This is a genomic window from Microbacterium binotii, assembly GCF_021398715.1.
Lineage (GTDB): Bacteria > Actinomycetota > Actinomycetes > Actinomycetales > Microbacteriaceae > Microbacterium > Microbacterium binotii_A.
This window is the reverse complement of record NZ_CP090347.1, coordinates 275,812-294,311: the sequence shown is the minus strand read 5'-3', so window position 1 is coordinate 294,311 and position 18,500 is coordinate 275,812. Positions and strand designations below refer to the sequence as shown.

Genomic DNA, 18,500 nt, shown 5'->3' with positions numbered 1-18,500 from the left:
TCGAACCGAAGCGATCGGTCTGTGACAGGGGAGCATCCAGACCAGCCGCTCGCCTGTCACGAATCGAGCCGATTTCGTCGATCTGTGACAGGCGAAGCTATCGGAGCCCCGGAGCGGCAGGGCGTCAGAGAACGGGGACGCGGGTGTTGTCGAACGTGTCGCCGACGAGCACGAGCTCGACGCCGGTCCCCTCGGCCACCCCCTCGGCGGAGCCGATGAGCGCACGCGGGGCCATATCCATCGTGCAGGCGCGGTCCGCGGCCGGGGTCTGGAAGGTGAGCGTGATCTCGGCGTCAGCCGTCTTCTCGATCGTGTCCACGACGGGCGCGCAGGAGGAGGAACCCCACGTCACGAGCGCGAATCCGCCCGAGGTGAGCCAGCCGGCGCTCGGCAGGAAATCCGTCTGCGTGCCGGGGCCGGCGAGGCCCTCGACCCCTGGCAGCCCGACGCTGCCGGATGCGTTGCCGTAGCTCACGTCCACACGGGTCGCCTGTGCGGGATCGACGCCCTCCGGTACACCGACGAGCGTGACGCGCGGCACGAGGTCCTTCGTGCAGGCTCGGCCGGCGTCGCCGGCTGCGTCGTCGAGGCTCACCGTGATCACTCCGTCTGCAAAGGTGGGCGTCTCCGCGACAGGCACACAGGTGGAGCTGCCCTCGGTCACCACGGCGATCATCCGGCCGCTGTCGACCCAGCCCGCATCCAGCTGCAGGTCGGCGACGGCGGACTCGCCGGGTGCGGCGTCGCCCGCGCATCCGGTGAGCATGCCGGCGGCGACGAGCAACGAGCCGGTGATGGTGAGCAGGGTCGTGGTGCGGCGCATGACGGCTCCCTCAGAGATCTACGGATGCGGCCGCGACGCGACCGCCGGTCTCTCATCTTGTCGCAGCGGCCTGCGCATCACCGGAAAGCCCGGTAACGGCCGGGTCACGATCACCGCTACTGCAGAGCGGACGTCAACCGGGCGAGGTTGTCGAGCACCGTGGAGCGCAGGGGCTGACGCAGCCACTCCTCGAGGGTGAGCTCGGTGCTGAGATTGCGGTAGTGGTCTTCGACCTGCCGCATCTCCTCGACGAACTCCTCGCCGCGCACGAGCATCGAGATCTCCATGTTCAGACCGAACGAGCGCATGTCCATGTTGCTCGATCCGATGACCGCGACCTCGTCGTCGATCGTCATGGCCTTGGTGTGCAGGATGTAGGGCTTGCGGTACATCCAGATGCGCACGCCCGCGCGCAGCAGCACCTCGTAGTAGCTGCGCTGAGCGTGGTAGACCATCGCCTGGTCGCCCTCTTCGGAGACGAACAGCTCGACCTCGACTCCGCGATGGCAGGCGGTCGTGATGGCGTTGAGGATCGACTCGTCCGGCACGAAGTACGGGCTGACGAGGATGATCCGCTCCTTCGCGGCGTACATGAGCCCGAGGAACAGACGCAGGTTGTTCTCGAACTCGAACCCCGGACCGCTCGGCACGATCTGGCAGTCGAGATCACCGGTGGCGCGACGCAGGTCGAACTCGTCGACCTCCTCGGTCAGCAGCTCGTCGGTCTCGCTGTACCAGTCCGAGAGGAAGACGGCGTTGACGCTGCCGACGACCGGCCCCTCGAGGCGCACCATGAGATCGACCCAGTGCAGGCCTCGGCGGATGTTCTTGCGCAGGTTGTACGTCGAATCGGTGACGTTCTGCGAGCCCATGAAGGCGATGTCCCCGTCGACGACGAGGAGCTTGCGGTGGTTGCGCAGGTCGGGACGCTGGTACTTGCCGCGCAGCGGCTGCACGGGGAGCATCAGGTGCCACTGCGCCCCCATGGCGTCGAGGCGCTTCAGCGTGCGCCGGTAGAAGGGCTTGCCCCTGTTGGCCCAGTGATCCAGCAGCACCCGCACGGTGACGCCACGCTCGCTGACCTCTTCGAGCGCGCGGAAGAAGTTGTCGGTCGACGCGTCGGTCTGCAGGATGTAGAACTCGACGTGGACATAGCGCCGGGCGCCGCGGATGGCGTCGGCCATCGCATCCAGGCTCTCCTGGTAGTCGGCGATGAGGTGAGCCTCGTTGTCACCGGAGAGCGGCATGGCCCCGAGGTTGGTGTTCAGCCGCACGAGCGAGGTGAACCAGCCCGGCGCACCGGGACGCAGCGTGCCGTGATCGAGCCCCGCCGTGGCCTGCTGGATGTACTCGTTGATCGCGCGCTGCTTGCGCCGGCGCTTGCGCGGCAGGCGCGGTGTGCCGATCACCAGGAAGAGCACGACACCGATCACGGGGATGAAGTAGATCGCGAGCAGCCACGCCATGGCCGCCGTGGGGCGCCGGTTGCGGGGGACGATGATGATCGCCGCGATGCGGATCACGACATCGAAGACGAAGACGGCGACCAGCCACCACGATCCGAGATCGATGTCGATGTTGATCATGTCGTCTCCCCCGCCCGCATCCTGCTCAGCGTAGCGGCCGGGCGCACCAGACCCGCGTGGTGGGCGCTCAGTGGTCGGAGGCGATCGGAGGCAGGCCGCGCTTGGCGCGTTCTTCGGCCTCGATCTCCGAGTAGACGCGGCGCTCGGTGCGGTCCATACGCAGGATCGAACGCACGATGAAGAAGAACGTCGCCGTCACGACGATGGTCGGCAGAATCGACCACAGCGCCGCGACCCAGATGTTCTCCACTCCTCCATGGTACGCGACGGCTCCTCCACACCGACCGGGCCCGGCGCGGCGGCCTGTGCGATCGGATCCTGGCGGCCGCGACCGCGCAGCCTCGATGCATGACCACGATCATCAAGGCCCGGGATGCGGCCGACTTCCTCTCTCTGGTTCCGCGGCTGCTCGGCTACGAGCCGCGACACAGCGTCGTGCTGATCCCCTTCAGCGCTGGCCGCACCGACGGCGGCCTTCGCGTCGACCTGCCGCCCGCGGCGGCCGACACGGATGCGGTGGCCTCGACCCTCATCGGGTTCGCCTGCCGCGTCGAGCACACCGACGCCTACGCCCTGCTCGTGTACGACGACGCCGACACCCCGACGCATGCGGAGCTCGTGGCGGCGTTGGAGGTCAGGGCGCAGGCGTGCGGTCTCCGCCGCATCGATGCGCTCCACATCTCCTCCGGACGGTGGCGCTCCTATCTCGATCCGGCCCTCGGCGGAGAGATCGCGGCCGACCCGGATGCGGGCGCGCACCACCCCGCCGGCGACCAGGGGGCAGGGGCCTCCCTGCCGCACGTCGACCTCGCGCGGAGCGAGCGGGTCGGCCGGGCGTTGACCGAGTGCGCCCGTGCACTGGAGTGGGTGCTGAACGGGTCGCGCCCGGCGGACGCCCGCATCCATCCCGACGCCCTCGTCGCGTCCCTCGCCCTGGAGGATCTGCCCGCGTTCTTCGAGACGTGGCTCACGCTCCGAGGTGCGGTGCCGCCGGGCGACGCGGCCGGCGCGGAGCGCGCCGACGTGCAGGATCTCGCGCTGCTGATCTGGTGCCTGGCGCGCCCGGCCCTCCGCGACATCGCACTGGCCACGTGGGTGCGCGGCGTCGACGGCGGCGATGCGGCGCTCATCGCGCAGCAGGAGTGGGAGGCCGGTGTCGCGTACCCGGACGAGCTGGGCGCCTGGATGATGGGCGAGGGAGCGCGCCCCGACGTCGATCGACTGACCGGTGCGTTGGAGGTATGCCGACTCGCGGCCTCATCCGCTCCCGCCGCGTATCGACCCGGCGCACTCGCGGCGGGCGCTTGGCTCTCGTGGGCGCTCGGGCGCTCCACCCACGCCGCGCGCTACTGCGAGCAGGCGCTCGCGATCGACGCGGAGCACGGCCTGTCTCTCATCGTGCTGTCGATGGTCGACGCCGGCCATCTGCCCGACTGGGCGTTCCGGGCTCAGCCCGGCTGACTCACTTGACGAGCGGGAAGAGGATGGTCTCGCGGATGCCGAGGCCGGTCACGGCCATCAGCAGTCGGTCGATGCCCATCCCCATGCCGCCCATGGGAGGCATGCCGTGCTCCATCGCCCGCAGGAACTCCTCGTCGATGCGCATGGCCTCGTCGTCGCCGCGCGCGGCCAGCTTCGCCTGCTCGACGAAGCGTTCGCGCTGGATGACCGGGTCGATGAGCTCGGAGTACCCGGTGGCGAGCTCGAAACCGCGCACGTAGAGGTCCCATTTCTCCACGACGCCCGGGATCGAGCGGTGCTCGCGCACGAGCGGGCTGGTGTCGAGCGGGAAGTCCATGACGAAGGTCGGGCGCACCAGGTGCGTCTTGACGAAGTGCTCCCACAGCTCTTCCACGTACTTGCCGTGGGTCGCGTGCGGCGGCTCGTCGACACCGGCGGCCTCGGCGATGCGGGCGAGCTCGGCGACGGGCGTCTGCGGGGTGATGGGATCGGCATCGATCTCGGATACGGCGAGCGCCTCGTTGAGCGAGTCGTACATCGAGATGCGGTCCCAGTCGCCGCCGAGGTCATACTCCGTCCCGTCGGCCCAGGTCACGACGTGGCCGGCCTCCGGACGTCCGGCGAGGCGGTTCGTGGCCGCGGCCGCGTTCTGGATGAGCTCCTGCGTGAGATCGGCGATGCCGTTGTAGTCGCTGTACGACTCGTAGGCCTCGAGCATCGCGAACTCGGGGCTGTGGGTCGAGTCCGCGCCCTCGTTGCGGAAGTTGCGGTTGATCTCGAACACCCGGTCGAGTCCGCCGACGACGGCGCGCTTGAGGAACAGCTCCGGGGCGATGCGCAGATAGAGCTCCGTGTCGAAGGCGTTGGAGTGCGTCACGAACGGACGCGCCGATGCGCCACCGTGCTGCACCTGCAGCATCGGCGTCTCGACCTCGATGAACTCGTGCCCCGCGAAGGTCTCGCGCAGGCTCGCGTTGACCGCGGCGCGGGTGCGCACGGTCGCCCGCGCCTGGTCGCGCACGATGAGATCGAGGAAGCGCGAGCGCACGCGCGTCTCCTCGTTCAGCTCGGAGTGCAGGTTCGGCAGCGGCAGCAGCGCCTTCGACGCGATCTGCCAGTCCTCGACCATGATCGAGAGCTCACCGCGGCGGCTGGAGATGACCTGGCCGCGCACGAACACGTGGTCGCCGAGGTCGACGAGCTCCTTCCAGCGCTGCAGGGACTCCTCGCCGACGGCGGCGAGCGACACCATGGCCTGGATGCGGCTGCCGTCGCCCGACTGCAGCGACGCGAAGCAGAGCTTGCCGGTGTTGCGGCTGAAGACGACGCGGCCGGCGACGCCGGCGATGACGCCGGTCTCCTCGCCCGCCTCCAGGCTCGCGAAACGCTCCCGCAGCGCGGGGATCGTGTCGGTCACGGCGACCGAGACGGGATAGGCCCCGCCCGCCGCATCCGTCCGCTCCGCGATGAGTCGCTCGCGCTTGGCCAGTCGCACCGCCTTCTGCTCGAAGACGTCCTCTTCGGGGGTCTCGGCGGGCGCGGTGTTCTCGGGCTGAGAGGTCATCGTGGGGGCTCCTCGGAAGTCGCCGTCAAGTCTATCCGGGGCGCCTGCGGTGCCCGGTTGCCGCCGGCGGGGCTCAGCGCACGAAGATCTCGGCGTTGTCGACGAAACGGTGGCCGCCGACGGAGGCGGCGATCAGGGCGAGCGCGGGACCTTGGTGACCCTCGTCGACGGGCAGGAACGTCGCCGGGTCGACGACGTTCAGATACTCGAGCCGGATGCGGGACTCGCCCATGAGCGCGCTCTGCGCCGCCGCGATGCACGCGTCGACGTCACGGTCGGCGTTGGATGCGGCGGCCTCGAGCGCGCGCGGCAGGAGCGCGGCGGCGGCGCGATCGGCCGCGTCGAGCGTGTCCAGCCGTGTGGAGATCGGCACGCCGTCTGCGCTTCGCACCGTCTCGACCTCGACGATCTCGACGTCGAAGAAGAGCTCGCGCACCATCCGGCGCACGAGGAACACGCGCTGGCGGTCGCGTTCGCCGTAGACGGCGACGTCGGGGCGCACCAGGTTCAGCAGCTGCGCCTCGACGGTCAGCAGTCCGTCGAAGTAGAAGGGACGCACCCGTCCCTCGTAGCGCAGGCCGAGATCTCCCGCGCTCACCTTCGTCGTGGCCTTCCCCGCGGGCAGCAGCTCGGCCGCATCCGGAGCGAACACGAGGTCCACGCCGAGCCGCTCGAGCAGCGCGGCATCCGCGTCGGGCGTGCGCGGATAGGCCTCGTACTCGGCGTGCGTGGCGAAGCGCAGCGGGTTCACGAAGGAGGAGACCACCACGATCCCGGCGTTCTCGCGCGCGGTGCGGATGAGGTCTGTGTGGCCGTCGTGCAGCGCACCGATCGTCGAGACGAGTGCGACACGCGTGCCCTGGGGAGCCGCGGCTCTGGCGTCTGCCAGTCGGGTGCGCAGCTCCGCGATGGTGCGGATCATCCGTCGATCGTATCGCCCACGGGTCCGCGCGGATCCGCGCGTGTCAGGGCGTCGTCGACCGTCGAACGCACGAGCGCCGACAGGTACCCGCCAGGGTTCTCGACGCCGATGCCCGCGAGCAGCCCCGTCGCCTGCTGCACGATCACGCGGGAGAACTCGGTCGCGGTCGCGATCGCCTCCGCGTACGCGGGCCGGTCGGCCTCGGCGATCACGACCGGCTCGCAGCCGATCTCCACCGCGAGCGCCTGAGCGATCGGCAGGACGGCGGCGGGCGCCGTGACGGCCGCGTAGGAGGCGGCGAGCTGGCGGAGATCGATCGTGGTCCCCGTGAAGGTGATGGCGGGATGCACGGCGAGTCCGATCGCGCCGAGCCGCTGCGCGGGGGCGAGCACCTCGGTGCCGTAGCCGGGGTCGGTGTGCAGCACGAGCTGGCCGGGCTGCCAGGCGCCGAGCTCGGCCAGGCCCGCCACGAGCGAGGGGAGCTCCTCGTGCGGAACGGCGAGCACGACGAGCTCGCTGCGCCGGAGCACCTCCGCCGCATCCAGCACCGGCACTCCGGGCAGGATCGCCTCGACGCGGTCCTGGTCGCTGCCGGCGGTGATGCCGGTGAGCGCGTGTCCCGCGCCGCCGAGAGCGGCCGCCATGATGGGTCCCACCCGGCCCGCACCGATCACTCCGACGCCCAGACGGCCGTCACGCCTCATCCGTTCTCCTCCTCATCCCGTCGGTCGCCCGGTCGGACGGTCGCCGCATCCTCGACGAACCACCGGTGCGACCTGTCACTCTGCGCCGCCGTCACCGCGCGACGCGCCACATCCTCGAACATCCCCCGCGCCGCCTCGACGTCGATCGCGCCGAGGCTCGTGTCGACCGCTCCGGCGACGGTGTGCGCGCGGGCCGAGGCCACGCGCAGCGCGCGGTCGATGGGCCCCTGCTGCAGCGCGATGGACTGCAGCCGGGCGAGCGGCACGACGACGAGCGAACGCCAGAATCTCCCGCGGCGCAGGAACAGCGCCGCATCCGTCACGGCGAAGCCGTTGCGCCGCCACGACACCGGACGCAGGATGCGGGCGCGGCGCGGCGTCGTCGTGAAGGCGGGGTCGGCGGCGGCGCCGAGCAGACCGCGCTCGAACAGGAGCGCGCGTTCGGCGTCGTCGAGCCAGGGCAGCAGCAGCGCGACCACCCGCTCGGCGTCTTCGCGCGTGCCGACCGGCAGCACGCGGGTGAACGCCTCCGCCGCCTCCTGGCCCGCCCGCGAGCCGGACAACCTGTTGACGGTGATCGTCCACCATCCCGCGGGGCGCCAGAGGATCGGCTGGTGCACACGCACCGCATGCACCCGACCCGGCGGAAGGATCTCGGTGACGGTCGTGAGGATGCCGAACACGATGCGCACGCCGTGGTCGGTCGGCGCGATCGCGTAGCGCAGGGCACGCACCGTCCCCCGGCCCACGTAAGTCGCGAATCCGATCATGGTGGGAAGGATCGCGAACACGAGCCAGCCCGGGCCGGTCGCCGCCCAGACGGCGAGCGCGATCATGATCGCCAACACCACCACGGTCGAGTCGCGCAGGAGCATGGAGCCGATGACCCGGCCGGGCGGGATGCGGACGACGGATGCGGGCTCCACCTCGGGCTCGTCGGTTCCCGCCACGAGCGAGTCCATCGCCTGCGAGGCGGTCTGCACGGCCGCCGAGCGCCACGACCCCGTGGGGCCGGCACCGCTCGGTCGGCTCTCACCGAGCGCGCGGCCGGAAGCGAGGCGCAGGATGTCGGCGCGCACCTGTTCCGCGTTGGAGGTCGAGAGGTACTCGAGGCGCACGTTGGCGTCGAGGCCGGCACCGACCACCTCGAGCTTGGCGAGACCGAGCAGCCGCGCCACGAGAGGCCGCGTGAGGTTCACGCCCTGCACGCGGTCGAGCGGCGCCCGCCGGTTGGTGCGGAAGACGACCCCGGAGCGCACCTCGACATCGTCGCCCGTGATGCGGAAGGTGTGGAACCGCCACGACATCCAGAACACGAGGATGAGGGCCACGACCACCAGCAGCACGACGGCCAGCGCGAGCAGCACCAGGTCGTGGCCGAGCACGTAGTCCACCGGATCGCCCGGAACCGGACCCGCGAACCCGGGCGCCAGCCAGGGCGCGAAGATCTCGATCAGCCGGTCGCGCAGATTGGCGACGATGAAGCCGAGGACGACGACCAGGAACAGTCCGCCGCGAAGCAGCGGCGTCAGCGGGTGCAGCCGATGCCACTCGCCGTCGCTCAGCGCCGAGCGGCCCGCATCCGATTCGGTCACAGTCCCGTCCGCCGGGATTCCGCGACCGCGATCAGCACGTCGCGCAGCTTCTCGGCCGCATCCTGCGTGAGCCCCGGGATCACGACGGCGGATGCGGCGGCCGCGGTCACGAGCTTGAGCTGCGCGATGCCGAAGGCACGATCGAGCGGACCGTGGGTGATGTCGACGAGCTGCATGCGTCCGTAGGGAACGGCGACGACGCGCTGGAAGAGGATGCCGCGGCGCAGCACGAGATCGTTCTCGCGCAGCCGGTAGCCGAAGGAGCGGATCTGGCGCGGGGTCAGGATGAGCGTGATGGCCAGCACGACCAACAGCACGCCCGCGGGGATCCACACCCAACCGGTGCCGGTGACCGCCGCGATGACCGGTGCCGCGACCGCCACGAGCACGAGCGCTGCCGTGAGCGAGATCAGCTGCACGGTCCGGTAGGCGCGGGCGAGCTGGTGCCACGACCCGTCGCGCACGAAGAGTCCCTCCCGACGGGACTCGAGCAGTTCGTCGAAGGTGCCCGCATCCAGCACCGCCTCGTCAGAGGTGGGAGAGGGTGTCGCCTCCGGGGCTCCCGGCGTCGGGTTCGTCATCGTCGTCCTTCCGGATCGTGCACAGACTCTCGGCCACCAAGGCGGCCGCGACGAGGAAGACGCAGGCCACGATCGTCGCGATCAGGGTGCTGAACGAGCCTACCGAGGGGATCACGGGCCGCGTCAGCAGGAACACCGAGAGCCCGATCGCGACGCCGCCCATCGCCGCACCGACGATGCTCGCGGCCTTGGCGAGCATCGCGATGCGCACGGCTCGGAACGGATCGATCGGGACGGCCGAGCGTCCGCGCGTCGCGCGCCGCACCCCGATGCCGAGCACCAGCACGAGCGCGCCGAGCAGCGCCAACAGGATCGGCAGCGTCAGAACGGGGGTGAACGTCGCCTGACCGGACGCCGTCAGCACCTGGTCGATGAGGAAGCCGACGCCCGCGCCGAGGACGACGGCGATCGCGAGGGATGCGGGCGAGGTGCGCTTCATGACAGCGCCTCGACGAGGTCGGAGACACGGCCGACACCGGGCAGCACCGCATCGGCGTCGAGGGCGAGCCAGGGCCGCAGGACGAAGTCGCGCTCGGCGGCGCGCGGATGCGGCAGCGTCAGCGTCGCCGTGTCCGAGCGCACATCGCCGTGGGCGATGAGGTCGAGATCGAGCGTGCGGTCGCCCCACCGCTCACGCCGGCGCCTGCCGTGGTCGGCCTCGATGCGGTGCAGGAACTCCAGCAGCACGGAGGGCGCGAGGCGGGTGTCCACCAGCGCGACGGTGTTCAGGTAGCGGGGCGCGTCGGGGTCGGGTCCGTCGGGACGCACCGCCACGGTCTCCATGACGGGAGCGACGCGCACGTTCGTCGTCAACGGGAGCCGCGAGAGGTCGGCCGCCGCCTCGTCCAGCAGCGCGCCGCGATCGCCCAGGTTGGAGCCCAGCGCGATCACCGCCGTGACGGATGCGGCCCCCGCCGGCGCGGACGAGCCGTCGAAGCCCTGGGCGAGCCGGCGGTTCATCGCTCGCCTCGGGCGCGCACGATCGTCACGGCCGCGTCGGCGAACGGCACCGTGATGGGCGCCTGCGGCTTGTGCACCGTGACCGTGACCTCGTCGACGAGCGGGCGCGCCAGCACGACGGCGGCGATGCGGGCGGCGAGCGTCTCGATGAGATCGACCGGCTCGCCCGTGACGACGGCCACGACCTCTTCGGCGATCTCGCCGTAGTGCACCGTGTCGGCGACGTCGTCGCTCACGGCTGCCGGGGCGAGGTCGAGGCGCATCATGACGTCGACCACGAACTCCTGTCCGTCACGCTTCTCATCGGCGTAGACGCCGTGGAAGCCGAGGCCGCGCAGGCCGGTGAGGGTGATCGTGTCGCGGCTCATCCTGCTCCTCCCGAGCGCCACGCCTCCGCGATCGCGAGGGCGTCGGCGGTGGCCTGCACATCGTGGACGCGCACACCCCAGGCGCCGGCGTGGGCGGCCAGAGCGCTGGTGACGGCGGTGGCCCGGTCGCGACGGGCGAGATCGTCGGTGCCGAGCGTCTCGCCGAGGAACCGCTTGCGGCTCGTGCCCACGAGCACGCGCGGACCGATCCCGACCACCTGCGGCAGAGCCCGCAGCATCTCCCAGTTCTGCGCGCCGCGTTTGGCGAAGCCGACGCCGGGGTCGAGCACCAGGCGAGACGGCGGGATGCCGGCGGACGCGGCGGCCTCCATCCGTGCGATGAGCTCTCCCGTCACCTCGCGGGCCAGATCGCGGTACTGCGCCGGGGCGTACATGTCGTCGGAGTGGCCGCGCCAGTGCCCGAGAACGATGTCCACGTGCGCGTCGGCGGCCACATCCAGGATCGAGGGGTCCGACAGTCCGCCGGAGACGTCGTTGATGATCCGCGCACCCGCGGCCACGGCGGCGGCGGCGGTCGCCGCGTTCATCGTGTCGACGCTCACGGTCACCCCGGACTCGGTGAGCGCGTGCACGACCGGCAGGATGCGCTCCTGCTCCACCTCGACGCCCACGCGCTCCGCGCCGGGTCTGGTGGACTCGCCGCCCACGTCGATGATCTGGGCGCCCTCACCCACCAGCCGCAGCGCGTGGCGCACCGCCTCCTCGTGGGCGAGGAAACGGCCGCCGTCGCTGAAGGAGTCCGGCGTGACGTTGACGATGCCCATGATCAGACAGCTCACGAGGCTCCTCCTGCGATCAGGGCGATGAGTTCGGCGCGCGCCGCGGGCTCGGCGAGCTCGCCGCGGGCCGCGATGGTCACCGTGGTCGCATCGACCTGGCGTCCGCCGCGCATCGTGACGCACTCGTGCGACGCGTCGAGCACGACCAGCACCCCGCGTGCAGCCACGCCCTGGGCGATCGCGTCCGCGATCTGCTCGCCGAGACGTTCCTGCACCTGCGGGCGGGAGGCGAGGATGTCGACCACGCGCGGCAGCGCCCCGAGTCCGACCACACGCTCGGCGGGCAGGTAGGCGAGGTGCGCCTTGCCAGCGAACGGCAGGAGGTGATGCTCGCACACCGAGCGGAAGCGCACATCGCGCAGCACGACGGGTCCCGACGGGAGGGTGTCCGGCGCCGGCCCCTGCGCAACCGAGATGGTGTGGGCGAGCGGTTCGGACGCGTCCTCGCCGACGCCGGCGAAGAAGTCGGCGTACAGCTCCGAGACCCGATGGGGGGTCTGCTTCAACCCGGGGCGATCGGGATCCTCCCCGATCGCCTCGAGCAGCTGGCGGACGAGGTCCGCGACGCGAGGACGGTCGACGGCCACGACGGCCTTACGCGGTCGCGGGACGAGCCTGACCCGACGGACGCTGACGCGGCGTCGCGGGGGCGGCCGCCGCATCCGCCTCCCGCGCTGCGGCCACACCGACCTGCGGCGCACGCGCCGGCACGTCGACGGGCGGCAGCGGCGAGACCGGGCGCTCGGAGCTGGACAGCCACTGCGGGCGCGGGGGCAGGCGCTTCACGTCCGAGAAGATCTCGGCGAGCTCGATGTGATCCAACGTCTCCTTCTCGAGGAGCGCGAGGGCGAGCTTGTCGAGGATGTCGCGGTTGTCGTTGATGACCTGGTACGCCTCGTTGTGGGCCTGCTCGATGAGAGCCCGAACCTGCACATCGACGCGCTCGGCCACACGCTCGCTGAAGTCGCGGCCGTGGCCCATGTCGCGACCCATGAAGACCTCGCCGGAGGACCCGCCGAGCTTGACCGGACCCACATCCGTGGTCATGCCGTACTCGGTGACCATCTTGCGGGCGATGTTGGTGGCCTTCTCGATGTCGTTCGAGGCGCCGGTGGTCGGGTCGTGGAAGACGATCTCCTCGGCGACGCGACCGCCCATCGCGTAGGTCAGCTGATCCTGCAGCTCGTTGCGGGTGACGGAGTACTTGTCGTCGACGGGCAGCACCATCGTGTAGCCGAGCGCCTTGCCACGGGGCAGGATGGTGACCTTCGTGACCGGGTCGGTGTGGTTCATCGCCGCCGCAGCGAGCGCGTGACCGCCCTCGTGGTACGCCGTGATGAGCTTCTCCTTGTCCTTCATCACACGCGTGCGACGCTGCGGGCCCGCGATCACGCGGTCGATCGCCTCGTCGAGGGCGCGGTTGTCGATGAGTTGGGCGTCGGAGCGCGCCGTGAGCAGGGCGGCCTCGTTGAGCACGTTGGCGAGGTCGGCACCGGTGAAGCCGGGGGTCTTGCGGGCGACGACCTCGAGGTCGACCGAGTCCGCCAGCGGCTTGCCGCGGCCGTGCACCTCGAGGATCTGCTTGCGGCCCTTGAGGTCGGGGGCGTCGACGCCGATCTGACGGTCGAAGCGGCCCGGGCGCAGCAGCGCGGGGTCGAGAATGTCGGGACGGTTCGTCGCGGCGATGACGATGACGTTCGCCTTCGGGTCGAAGCCGTCCATCTCGACGAGCATCTGGTTCAGCGTCTGCTCGCGCTCGTCGTGACCGCCGCCGAGACCGGCACCACGGTGACGACCGACGGCGTCGATCTCATCGATGAAGATGATGGCCGGGGCGCTCTCCTTGGCCTGGTTGAACAGGTCGCGCACGCGGCTGGCGCCGACACCGACGAACATCTCGACGAAGTCGGAGCCGGAGATCGAGTAGAAGGGCACCCCCGCCTCGCCGGCGACGGCGCGCGCGAGCAGGGTCTTACCGGTTCCGGGAGGGCCGTACAGCAGCACGCCCTTGGGGATGCGGGCACCCAGCGCCTGGAACTTGGTGGGGTCCTTCAGGAAGTCCTTGATCTCCTGCATCTCTTCGATGGCCTCGTCGGAGCCGGCCACATCCTGGAACGTGACGGTCGGGGACTCCTTGGTCACGAGCTTCGCGCGGGACTTGCCGAACTGCATGACCTTGCTGCCGCCGCCCTGAGCGGAGGAGATGAGGAACCAGAAGATGATGCCGAGCAGCAGGATCGGCAGCAGGAGCGAGATGAGCCCGTCGAACCAGGTGGCGCGGGGGACGACGTCGTTGTACCCGTCGGACGGCTTGGCGGCGTCGATGGCCTTGACCACCTCGTCGGCTCGGGCACCGACGTAGTAGAACTGCACGTCGTTCGCGCCCTCGTAGGGCTGGGACAGCTTCAGGTCGACGCGCTGGTCACCGTCGGTGTTGGTCACCTCGGTGACCGTGGAGCCGCTGAGCAGTTCGAGGCCCTGCTGGGTCGTGATCTGCTTCGCCGCACCCAGGCTCGAGATGAGCGAGAAACCAACGATGAGGAACAGCCCGATCACCAGGACATACAGGAGCGGGTTGCGCGTGATCTTCTTGAAGTCCATTTCGCGGGGAGACCCCGGCCCTTTCGTCGACGTACCGCCTCCCGACGGTCGTTTCAGGGTAGCGCGGGCTCTCTATGTCGGGTCTGTGCATTCGCCCACGGCGTACAGTGCGCGCGCCCCCTGCGATCAGCTGTAGACGTGCGGCGCGAGCACGGCGACGTCGCGCAGGTTGCGATAGCGCTCGGCGTAGTCGAGGCCGTAGCCGACGACGAACTCGTTGGGGATCTCGAAACCGACGTAGCGGCAGTCGACCTGCACCTTGGCGGCCTCGGGCTTGCGGAACAGCGCGAAGACCTCGACGGATGCGGCGCCGCGGGCCGCGAAGTTCTCCAGCAGCCAGCTGAGCGTGAGGCCCGAGTCGATGATGTCCTCGACGATGAGCACGTGCTTGTCGTGGATGTCGGTGTCGAGGTCCTTGCGGATCTGCACGACACCGCTCGAGCGGGTGCCGGTGCCGTAGGAGGAGACGGCCATCCAGTCCATCGGCACGAGGGTCGGCAGGGCGCGAGAGAAGTCGGCCATGACCATGATCGCGCCCTTGAGGACGCCCACGAGCACGAGGTCCTTGCCCTCGTAGTCGGTGGCCACCTGGGCCGCGATCTCCTCGAGCTTGGCGAGGATCTGCTCCTCGGTGGCGAGAACGGTCGTGAGGTCGTCTGCGATGTCCGCTGCGCGCATGGATCGATTCTAGGTGCCGGCTCCGGCGGCGCCCTGTGCGTCGGCCGGGTCAGGTCGAGGCGCTGAACACGATCCGTCCGCCGACGCGGGCGGCGCGGCAGGCGGGGAGGTCGATGGGCCCCTGGCCGTGCCAGTCGGTGACCAGCCGCTCGACCTCCTGGGTCTGGCGGTGCGTGAGCGAGACGTGGAACTCGCTCGCCACGACGTGGCGCAGGATGCGGGTGCGCAGCGCCGACGGGTTGGCGGCGAGGGCTGCGACCGAGACGGCGATCCCGGCCTCGGCGGGCTCGACGATGTCCTCGATGGTCTCGTCGATCATCTCGGCGAAGGCCGCCGCATCCTCTCTCAGCTGCTCGGCGGTGCGCGCGAGGGCGTCGGCGATGCCGGGCCCCAGCTCGCGCTCGAGCACCGGCAGCACCCGCTGACGCACCCGTACCCGGGTGAAGGCGGGGTCCTCGTTGTGCGGATCGTGCCACGGTTCGAGCCCGGCGGCGCCGCAGGCGGCGAGGGTCGTGGCGCGCGAGACGCCCAGCAACGGACGGAGCCAGGTGAGACCGGCGTCGTCCCGGCGCTCCGGCGCCATCCCGCCGAGGCTCGTCGCCCCCGAGCCGCGGGCGAGCCCGAGCAGTACGGTCTCGGCCTGGTCGTCGAGGGTGTGGGCCAGCAGGACGGCGGACGCGTCGAGTCGCGACGCGGCCTCCGCGAGCGCGGTGCGACGGGCGGTGCGAGCGGCGGCCTCCGGCCCCTCCCCCGCGGCTGACACGTCGACCCGCACGACCTCGGCGGCGAGCCCGAGCCCGCGGGCGAGGTCTGCGGCGCGGGCGGCGACCGCATCCGATCCGTCCTGGAGTCCGTGATCGACCGTCACTGCGATCGCGCGCACGTCGAGGGCGACTGCTTCGAAGGCGACGGCCGTCGTGAGGGCGAGGGAGTCGGCCCCGCCCGAGAGCCCGACGACGACGGCCTGTCCGCGCCGGGGTTCGAGCACGGCGCGGACGGCGCGGCGCACCTCGGCGGTGGCGGGGTCGAGTCCGGGTCGCATGTCACCACGCTACTGGCGCCGGCGGCGAGCGCTCGGCCGGCACGGCTCAGCCAGAGCGCGCTTCCGGATCCGTTCCGCGCCTCCTTCCCCGGGTTCTGGCTGAGTCCTGCCCGCGGAACCGCCGAAGCGGGCCGACTAGGCTGTGTGGCGAATCCGCTGAACTTCCGAAGGAGCACAGGAATGGGCGCATACGACGCCGTCATCGAGATCCCGCGCGGCAGCCGCGTGAAGTACGAGGTCGACCACGGCACGGGCCGGGTCTTCCTGGACCGCGTTCTGTTCACGCCCATGGGCTACCCCAGCAACTACGGCTTCTTCGAGAACACCCTCGGCGAGGACGGCGACCCGCTCGACGTGCTCGTGCTGCTCGACCGCGACATCTACCCCGGCGTGCTCGCGAAGGTGCGCCCCGTCGCCGTGCTGAAGATGAGCGACGAGGCCGGCGGTGATGACAAGGTCGTCGCCGTGCTGGCGAAGGACCCGCGCTGGGCCCACATCCAGGACGTCGACGACATCGACGAGTGGACCAAGAGCGAGATCGGCCACTTCTTCGAGCACTATAAGGACCTCGAGCCCAACAAGTGGGTCAAGGTCGACGAGTGGGCGAACGCGGCCGAGGCCGAGCGCCTCGTGTCGGAGGCCTTCGCGCGCTTCGAGGAGCACGAGGGTCAGACCAAGACGCAGGGTGAGGGCCAGGCCCCGAACTCCCTCTGAGATCTCTCAGACGAAGAGAGCGGATGCGGCACCGGCCGCATCCGCTCTTTCTGTCTGGGTCTCCGGCTCAGAAGCCGACGCCGCGCGCCGCCATGAACGGCCGGGGGTTGACGGTTCCGCTCGGGGTGTAGACCTCGAAGTGCAGGTGGCAGCCGAAGGAGTTGCCGGTGTTGCCGACGCCGGCGATGACGTCGCCGGCGTTGACCCACTGGCCGCGCGACACGTAGATGCCGCCGTTAGAGATGTGGGCGTAGCCGGTGCCGTAGCCGCCGCCGTGGTCGATGCGGATGTAGTTTCCGTAGCCGCCGTTGCCGCCGGCGAAGGTCACCGTCCCGGAGGACGCCGCGTAGATGTTGCCCCAGCATCCGGCGCCGAAGTCGGTGCCGTAGTGGAAGCTGCTCGCGCAGTAGCTCGGACCGCACTGGGCGTAGCGCTGGCCGTACTCCGACGTGATGCTGCCGCCGGCGGGCCGCACCCAGCCTGAACCGCCGCCGCCACCACCGCCGCCTCCGCCGCCACCCGTGCTGGGCGCCGGGTTGTTCTTCGCCGCCTCTTCGGCAGCGATGCGACGCTGCTCGGCGAGGATCCATGCACGCTCGGCATCGCGGCGCTGCTGCTCGACGACACCGGCCTGGTAGTCGGCGACGGTCTTCGCGGTCGTGTCCTTGAGCGCGGCCAGCTGCGCCTGCAGCGTGCCGAGGTTCTGGTTCTGCGCGTCGAGGGCGGCCTGGGCGGCATCCGCTGCGGCCTGCGCCTCCTGCATGGCCTGCTCAGCGGCCTTCTGGAGCTTGTCGCGCTCGTCGCGAGCGGAGGTGGCCTGCGCGGTGAGCGACTGAGCGGCGTTTCTGGCCGAGACGGCGGCCGCGTACACGTCCTGGTTGCGCTCGAGGAGCTTGTCCATCGTGCCGAGGCGGGCGAGCAGGTCGTCGGCACCGGCCGCGGAGCCCGCGAAGAACAGCTGGAGCGACGTGTCGTCGCCGCCGGCCTTGTAGAGCTGGCTGGCGACGCGTCCCGCCTTGTTCGCCGCCTCCGTCGCCGCGGCGGCCTGGGTGTCGGCCTGCGACTGCAGACTGTCGGCGCGGGCGGCCGCATCGAAGTAGGCCTGCTGCGCGGTGAAGTACTCCTGCGACTTCTGATCGGCGATCGCCTGCTTGGCGGCGACGTCGGCCTGCAGCTGCGCGATGAGCGTCTCGATGCGCTGGATCTCGGCGTTCTTCGCCGCTTCGTTGTTCTTCGCGTTCTGAACGTCATCCCACGAGGGATAGCCCTCGATCGCGAACGCACGAGGCTGGAGAGGGCCGGCCAGCGCAGCGAGTCCGACGACTCCGAGTGCGCCGGCGCCCAGGGCCACACGGCGGGTCACTGTGGGCCAGAGGGCGCGCTTCTCTTGGGCGGTGGGGCCGCAACCGCAGTCCTCTTCCGCTCCGGACAGATCTTCGGCAGACACAACAGCCCCTCATTCACCGGCGCAACACCGACAACACTAACAACATCAGTCACATCCGCAACGGGTTCTTCGAGCGCAGGATGCGGGCGGTCCCGCGCCATCCTCTCCCCTCATCGTCGGCCGGCCGGGCAGCGACGCGCGCGGGCGTTCGGACTCGATTTCGCATTTGCTGGAACCTCGCCTATGCTTGCTCTTCGGTAAGCGTGAGCCCGAAGGGTTCATCCGGCCCCATCGTTTAGCGGCCTAGGACGCCGCCCTTTCACGGCGGTAGCACGGGTTCGAATCCCGTTGGGGTCACACAACCGAATACAATTAAACAAGCATGGCCCTGTAGCGCAGTTGGTTAGCGTGCCGCCCTGTCACGGCGGAGGTCGCGGGTTCAAGTCCCGTCAGGGTCGCTCTGAGCGACGGGCCCTTCTCGAAGGGCCTTTCGTTTAGGACGCGGCATCGCGTCGCCTCGCGCGATACGGATGCCGCGGGGCTCTGTAGCTCAGTTGGTAGAGCGCACGACTGAAAATCGTGAGGTCACGGGATCGACGCCCGTCGGAGCCACACGGACCGTCGTTACAACGGTCCCAGAAACCCTCGCCTAGCTTCTACATGGCGGGGGTTTTGCTTTTTCCCTGGGGAAGGGCGGTTTTCTGGTCCCGCGTG

19 protein-coding genes and 3 tRNA genes are annotated in these 18,500 nt (G+C 70.4%); 5 read left to right on the top strand and 17 right to left on the bottom strand.

From position 1 onward, the window contains the following. Positions 1-124 precede the first annotated feature (124 nt). The 3 genes from LXM64_RS01480 to LXM64_RS01470 form a co-directional block, all read right to left on the bottom strand. Positions 125-823 (bottom strand): hypothetical protein, encoded by a 699-nt coding sequence (locus tag LXM64_RS01480; RefSeq protein ID WP_234074325.1) that lies wholly within the window; start codon positions 821-823, stop codon positions 125-127. A 116-nt stretch (positions 824-939) separates the two neighbouring features. Then, the gene (cls, locus tag LXM64_RS01475) at positions 940-2,409 is read right to left on the bottom strand and encodes a cardiolipin synthase (protein WP_234074324.1); all 1,470 of its coding nucleotides are present in this window, start codon (positions 2,407-2,409) and stop codon (positions 940-942) included. A gap of 67 nt (positions 2,410-2,476) precedes the next feature. Continuing rightward, the gene (locus tag LXM64_RS01470; protein WP_137418240.1) at positions 2,477-2,659 is read right to left on the bottom strand and encodes a hypothetical protein; all 183 of its coding nucleotides are present in this window, start codon (positions 2,657-2,659) and stop codon (positions 2,477-2,479) included. 98 nt (positions 2,660-2,757) lie between these two features. On the opposite strand from LXM64_RS01470, the gene LXM64_RS01465 reads away from it, so the two are divergent. Next, positions 2,758-3,870: a DUF4192 family protein gene (locus tag LXM64_RS01465; protein ID WP_234074323.1), complete on the top strand. Its 1,113-nt coding sequence runs from the start codon at positions 2,758-2,760 to the stop codon at positions 3,868-3,870. A 1-nt stretch (position 3,871) separates the two neighbouring features. On the opposite strand, the gene lysS is transcribed toward LXM64_RS01465, so the two are convergent. The 13 genes from lysS to tilS all read right to left on the bottom strand — a co-directional run bounded on the left by lysS (position 3,872) and on the right by tilS (position 15,685). Next, a complete protein-coding gene (gene lysS, locus LXM64_RS01460; protein WP_234074322.1) occupies positions 3,872-5,434 on the bottom strand; it encodes a lysine--tRNA ligase in 1,563 nt (520 codons plus the stop codon). Between the two features lie 73 nt (positions 5,435-5,507). Further along, the gene (panC, locus tag LXM64_RS01455) at positions 5,508-6,356 is read right to left on the bottom strand and encodes a pantoate--beta-alanine ligase (protein ID WP_234074321.1); all 849 of its coding nucleotides are present in this window, start codon (positions 6,354-6,356) and stop codon (positions 5,508-5,510) included. Further along, positions 6,353-7,060, bottom strand: coding sequence for a Rossmann-like and DUF2520 domain-containing protein (locus LXM64_RS01450; protein WP_234074320.1), 708 nt, complete (start codon positions 7,058-7,060; stop codon positions 6,353-6,355). The genes panC and LXM64_RS01450 overlap by 4 nt, the downstream gene beginning before the upstream one ends. Further along, positions 7,057-8,655, bottom strand: coding sequence for a PH domain-containing protein (locus LXM64_RS01445; RefSeq protein ID WP_234074319.1), 1,599 nt, complete (start codon positions 8,653-8,655; stop codon positions 7,057-7,059). The genes LXM64_RS01450 and LXM64_RS01445 overlap by 4 nt, the downstream gene beginning before the upstream one ends. Then, complete coding sequence (locus LXM64_RS01440) at positions 8,652-9,236, bottom strand: PH domain-containing protein (RefSeq protein WP_234074318.1); 585 nt, start codon at positions 9,234-9,236, stop codon at positions 8,652-8,654. The genes LXM64_RS01445 and LXM64_RS01440 overlap by 4 nt, the downstream gene beginning before the upstream one ends. Then, positions 9,184-9,675 (bottom strand): DUF3180 domain-containing protein, encoded by a 492-nt coding sequence (locus LXM64_RS01435; protein WP_137418247.1) that lies wholly within the window; start codon positions 9,673-9,675, stop codon positions 9,184-9,186. The genes LXM64_RS01440 and LXM64_RS01435 overlap by 53 nt, the downstream gene beginning before the upstream one ends. Further along, the gene (gene folK / locus LXM64_RS01430; RefSeq protein ID WP_234074317.1) at positions 9,672-10,196 is read right to left on the bottom strand and encodes a 2-amino-4-hydroxy-6-hydroxymethyldihydropteridine diphosphokinase; all 525 of its coding nucleotides are present in this window, start codon (positions 10,194-10,196) and stop codon (positions 9,672-9,674) included. Before folK ends, LXM64_RS01435 begins: the two co-directional genes overlap by 4 nt. Continuing rightward, complete coding sequence (folB, locus tag LXM64_RS01425) at positions 10,193-10,564, bottom strand: dihydroneopterin aldolase (RefSeq protein ID WP_234074316.1); 372 nt, start codon at positions 10,562-10,564, stop codon at positions 10,193-10,195. The genes folK and folB overlap by 4 nt, the downstream gene beginning before the upstream one ends. Further along, positions 10,561-11,349, bottom strand: a complete 789-nt coding sequence (gene folP, locus LXM64_RS01420; RefSeq protein ID WP_234075510.1) for a dihydropteroate synthase — start codon at positions 11,347-11,349, stop codon at positions 10,561-10,563. The genes folB and folP overlap by 4 nt, the downstream gene beginning before the upstream one ends. A gap of 11 nt (positions 11,350-11,360) precedes the next feature. Further along, positions 11,361-11,951, bottom strand: a complete 591-nt coding sequence (gene folE / locus LXM64_RS01415) for a GTP cyclohydrolase I (RefSeq protein ID WP_137418250.1) — start codon at positions 11,949-11,951, stop codon at positions 11,361-11,363. 7 nt (positions 11,952-11,958) lie between these two features. Continuing rightward, positions 11,959-13,965 carry an ATP-dependent zinc metalloprotease FtsH gene (gene ftsH, locus LXM64_RS01410; RefSeq protein WP_234074315.1) on the bottom strand — a complete coding sequence of 669 codons (2,007 nt, stop codon included), beginning with the start codon at positions 13,963-13,965 and terminating at the stop codon, positions 11,959-11,961. Between the two features lie 126 nt (positions 13,966-14,091). After that, a complete protein-coding gene (hpt, locus tag LXM64_RS01405) occupies positions 14,092-14,643 on the bottom strand; it encodes a hypoxanthine phosphoribosyltransferase (RefSeq protein ID WP_137418252.1) in 552 nt (183 codons plus the stop codon). A 49-nt stretch (positions 14,644-14,692) separates the two neighbouring features. Further along, a complete protein-coding gene (gene tilS, locus LXM64_RS01400; RefSeq protein ID WP_234074314.1) occupies positions 14,693-15,685 on the bottom strand; it encodes a tRNA lysidine(34) synthetase TilS in 993 nt (330 codons plus the stop codon). 180 nt (positions 15,686-15,865) lie between these two features. Here tilS and LXM64_RS01395 point away from each other — a divergent pair, with 180 nt between their 5' ends. Beyond that, positions 15,866-16,399 (top strand): inorganic diphosphatase, encoded by a 534-nt coding sequence (locus tag LXM64_RS01395; protein ID WP_234074313.1) that lies wholly within the window; start codon positions 15,866-15,868, stop codon positions 16,397-16,399. Positions 16,400-16,466: 67 nt separating this feature from the next. Here the strand turns inward: LXM64_RS01395 and LXM64_RS01390 are convergent, their stop codons facing one another. Continuing rightward, positions 16,467-17,846, bottom strand: coding sequence for a peptidoglycan DD-metalloendopeptidase family protein (locus LXM64_RS01390; protein WP_234074312.1), 1,380 nt, complete (start codon positions 17,844-17,846; stop codon positions 16,467-16,469). A 224-nt stretch (positions 17,847-18,070) separates the two neighbouring features. Between LXM64_RS01390 and LXM64_RS01385 the strand changes: the two genes are divergently transcribed. The 3 genes from LXM64_RS01385 (at position 18,071) to LXM64_RS01375 (ending at position 18,398) form a co-directional block, all read left to right on the top strand. Next, positions 18,071-18,143: transfer RNA gene (locus LXM64_RS01385), tRNA-Glu, on the top strand. Between the two features lie 27 nt (positions 18,144-18,170). Then, positions 18,171-18,244 (top strand) — tRNA-Asp (locus LXM64_RS01380). Positions 18,245-18,325: 81 nt separating this feature from the next. Beyond that, positions 18,326-18,398: transfer RNA gene (locus LXM64_RS01375), tRNA-Phe, on the top strand. The last annotated feature ends 102 nt before the right edge of the window (positions 18,399-18,500 follow it).

Coding starts and splice junctions, on each gene's coding strand:
- LXM64_RS01480 (WP_234074325.1), bottom strand. CDS start 823: ATGCGCCGCACCACGACCCTGCTCACCATCACCGGCTCGTTGCTCGTC.
- cls (WP_234074324.1), bottom strand. CDS start 2,409: ATGATCAACATCGACATCGATCTCGGATCGTGGTGGCTGGTCGCCGTC.
- LXM64_RS01465 (WP_234074323.1), top strand. CDS start 2,758: ATGACCACGATCATCAAGGCCCGGGATGCGGCCGACTTCCTCTCTCTG.
- lysS (WP_234074322.1), bottom strand. CDS start 5,434: ATGACCTCTCAGCCCGAGAACACCGCGCCCGCCGAGACCCCCGAAGAG.
- panC (WP_234074321.1), bottom strand. CDS start 6,356: ATGATCCGCACCATCGCGGAGCTGCGCACCCGACTGGCAGACGCCAGA.
- LXM64_RS01450 (WP_234074320.1), bottom strand. CDS start 7,060: ATGAGGCGTGACGGCCGTCTGGGCGTCGGAGTGATCGGTGCGGGCCGG.
- LXM64_RS01440 (WP_234074318.1), bottom strand. CDS start 9,236: ATGACGAACCCGACGCCGGGAGCCCCGGAGGCGACACCCTCTCCCACC.
- LXM64_RS01435 (WP_137418247.1), bottom strand. CDS start 9,675: ATGAAGCGCACCTCGCCCGCATCCCTCGCGATCGCCGTCGTCCTCGGC.
- folK (WP_234074317.1), bottom strand. CDS start 10,196: ATGAACCGCCGGCTCGCCCAGGGCTTCGACGGCTCGTCCGCGCCGGCG.
- folB (WP_234074316.1), bottom strand. CDS start 10,564: ATGAGCCGCGACACGATCACCCTCACCGGCCTGCGCGGCCTCGGCTTC.
- folP (WP_234075510.1), bottom strand. CDS start 11,349: ATGGGCATCGTCAACGTCACGCCGGACTCCTTCAGCGACGGCGGCCGT.
- ftsH (WP_234074315.1), bottom strand. CDS start 13,965: ATGGACTTCAAGAAGATCACGCGCAACCCGCTCCTGTATGTCCTGGTG.
- hpt (WP_137418252.1), bottom strand. CDS start 14,643: ATGCGCGCAGCGGACATCGCAGACGACCTCACGACCGTTCTCGCCACC.
- tilS (WP_234074314.1), bottom strand. CDS start 15,685: ATGCGACCCGGACTCGACCCCGCCACCGCCGAGGTGCGCCGCGCCGTC.
- LXM64_RS01395 (WP_234074313.1), top strand. CDS start 15,866: ATGGGCGCATACGACGCCGTCATCGAGATCCCGCGCGGCAGCCGCGTG.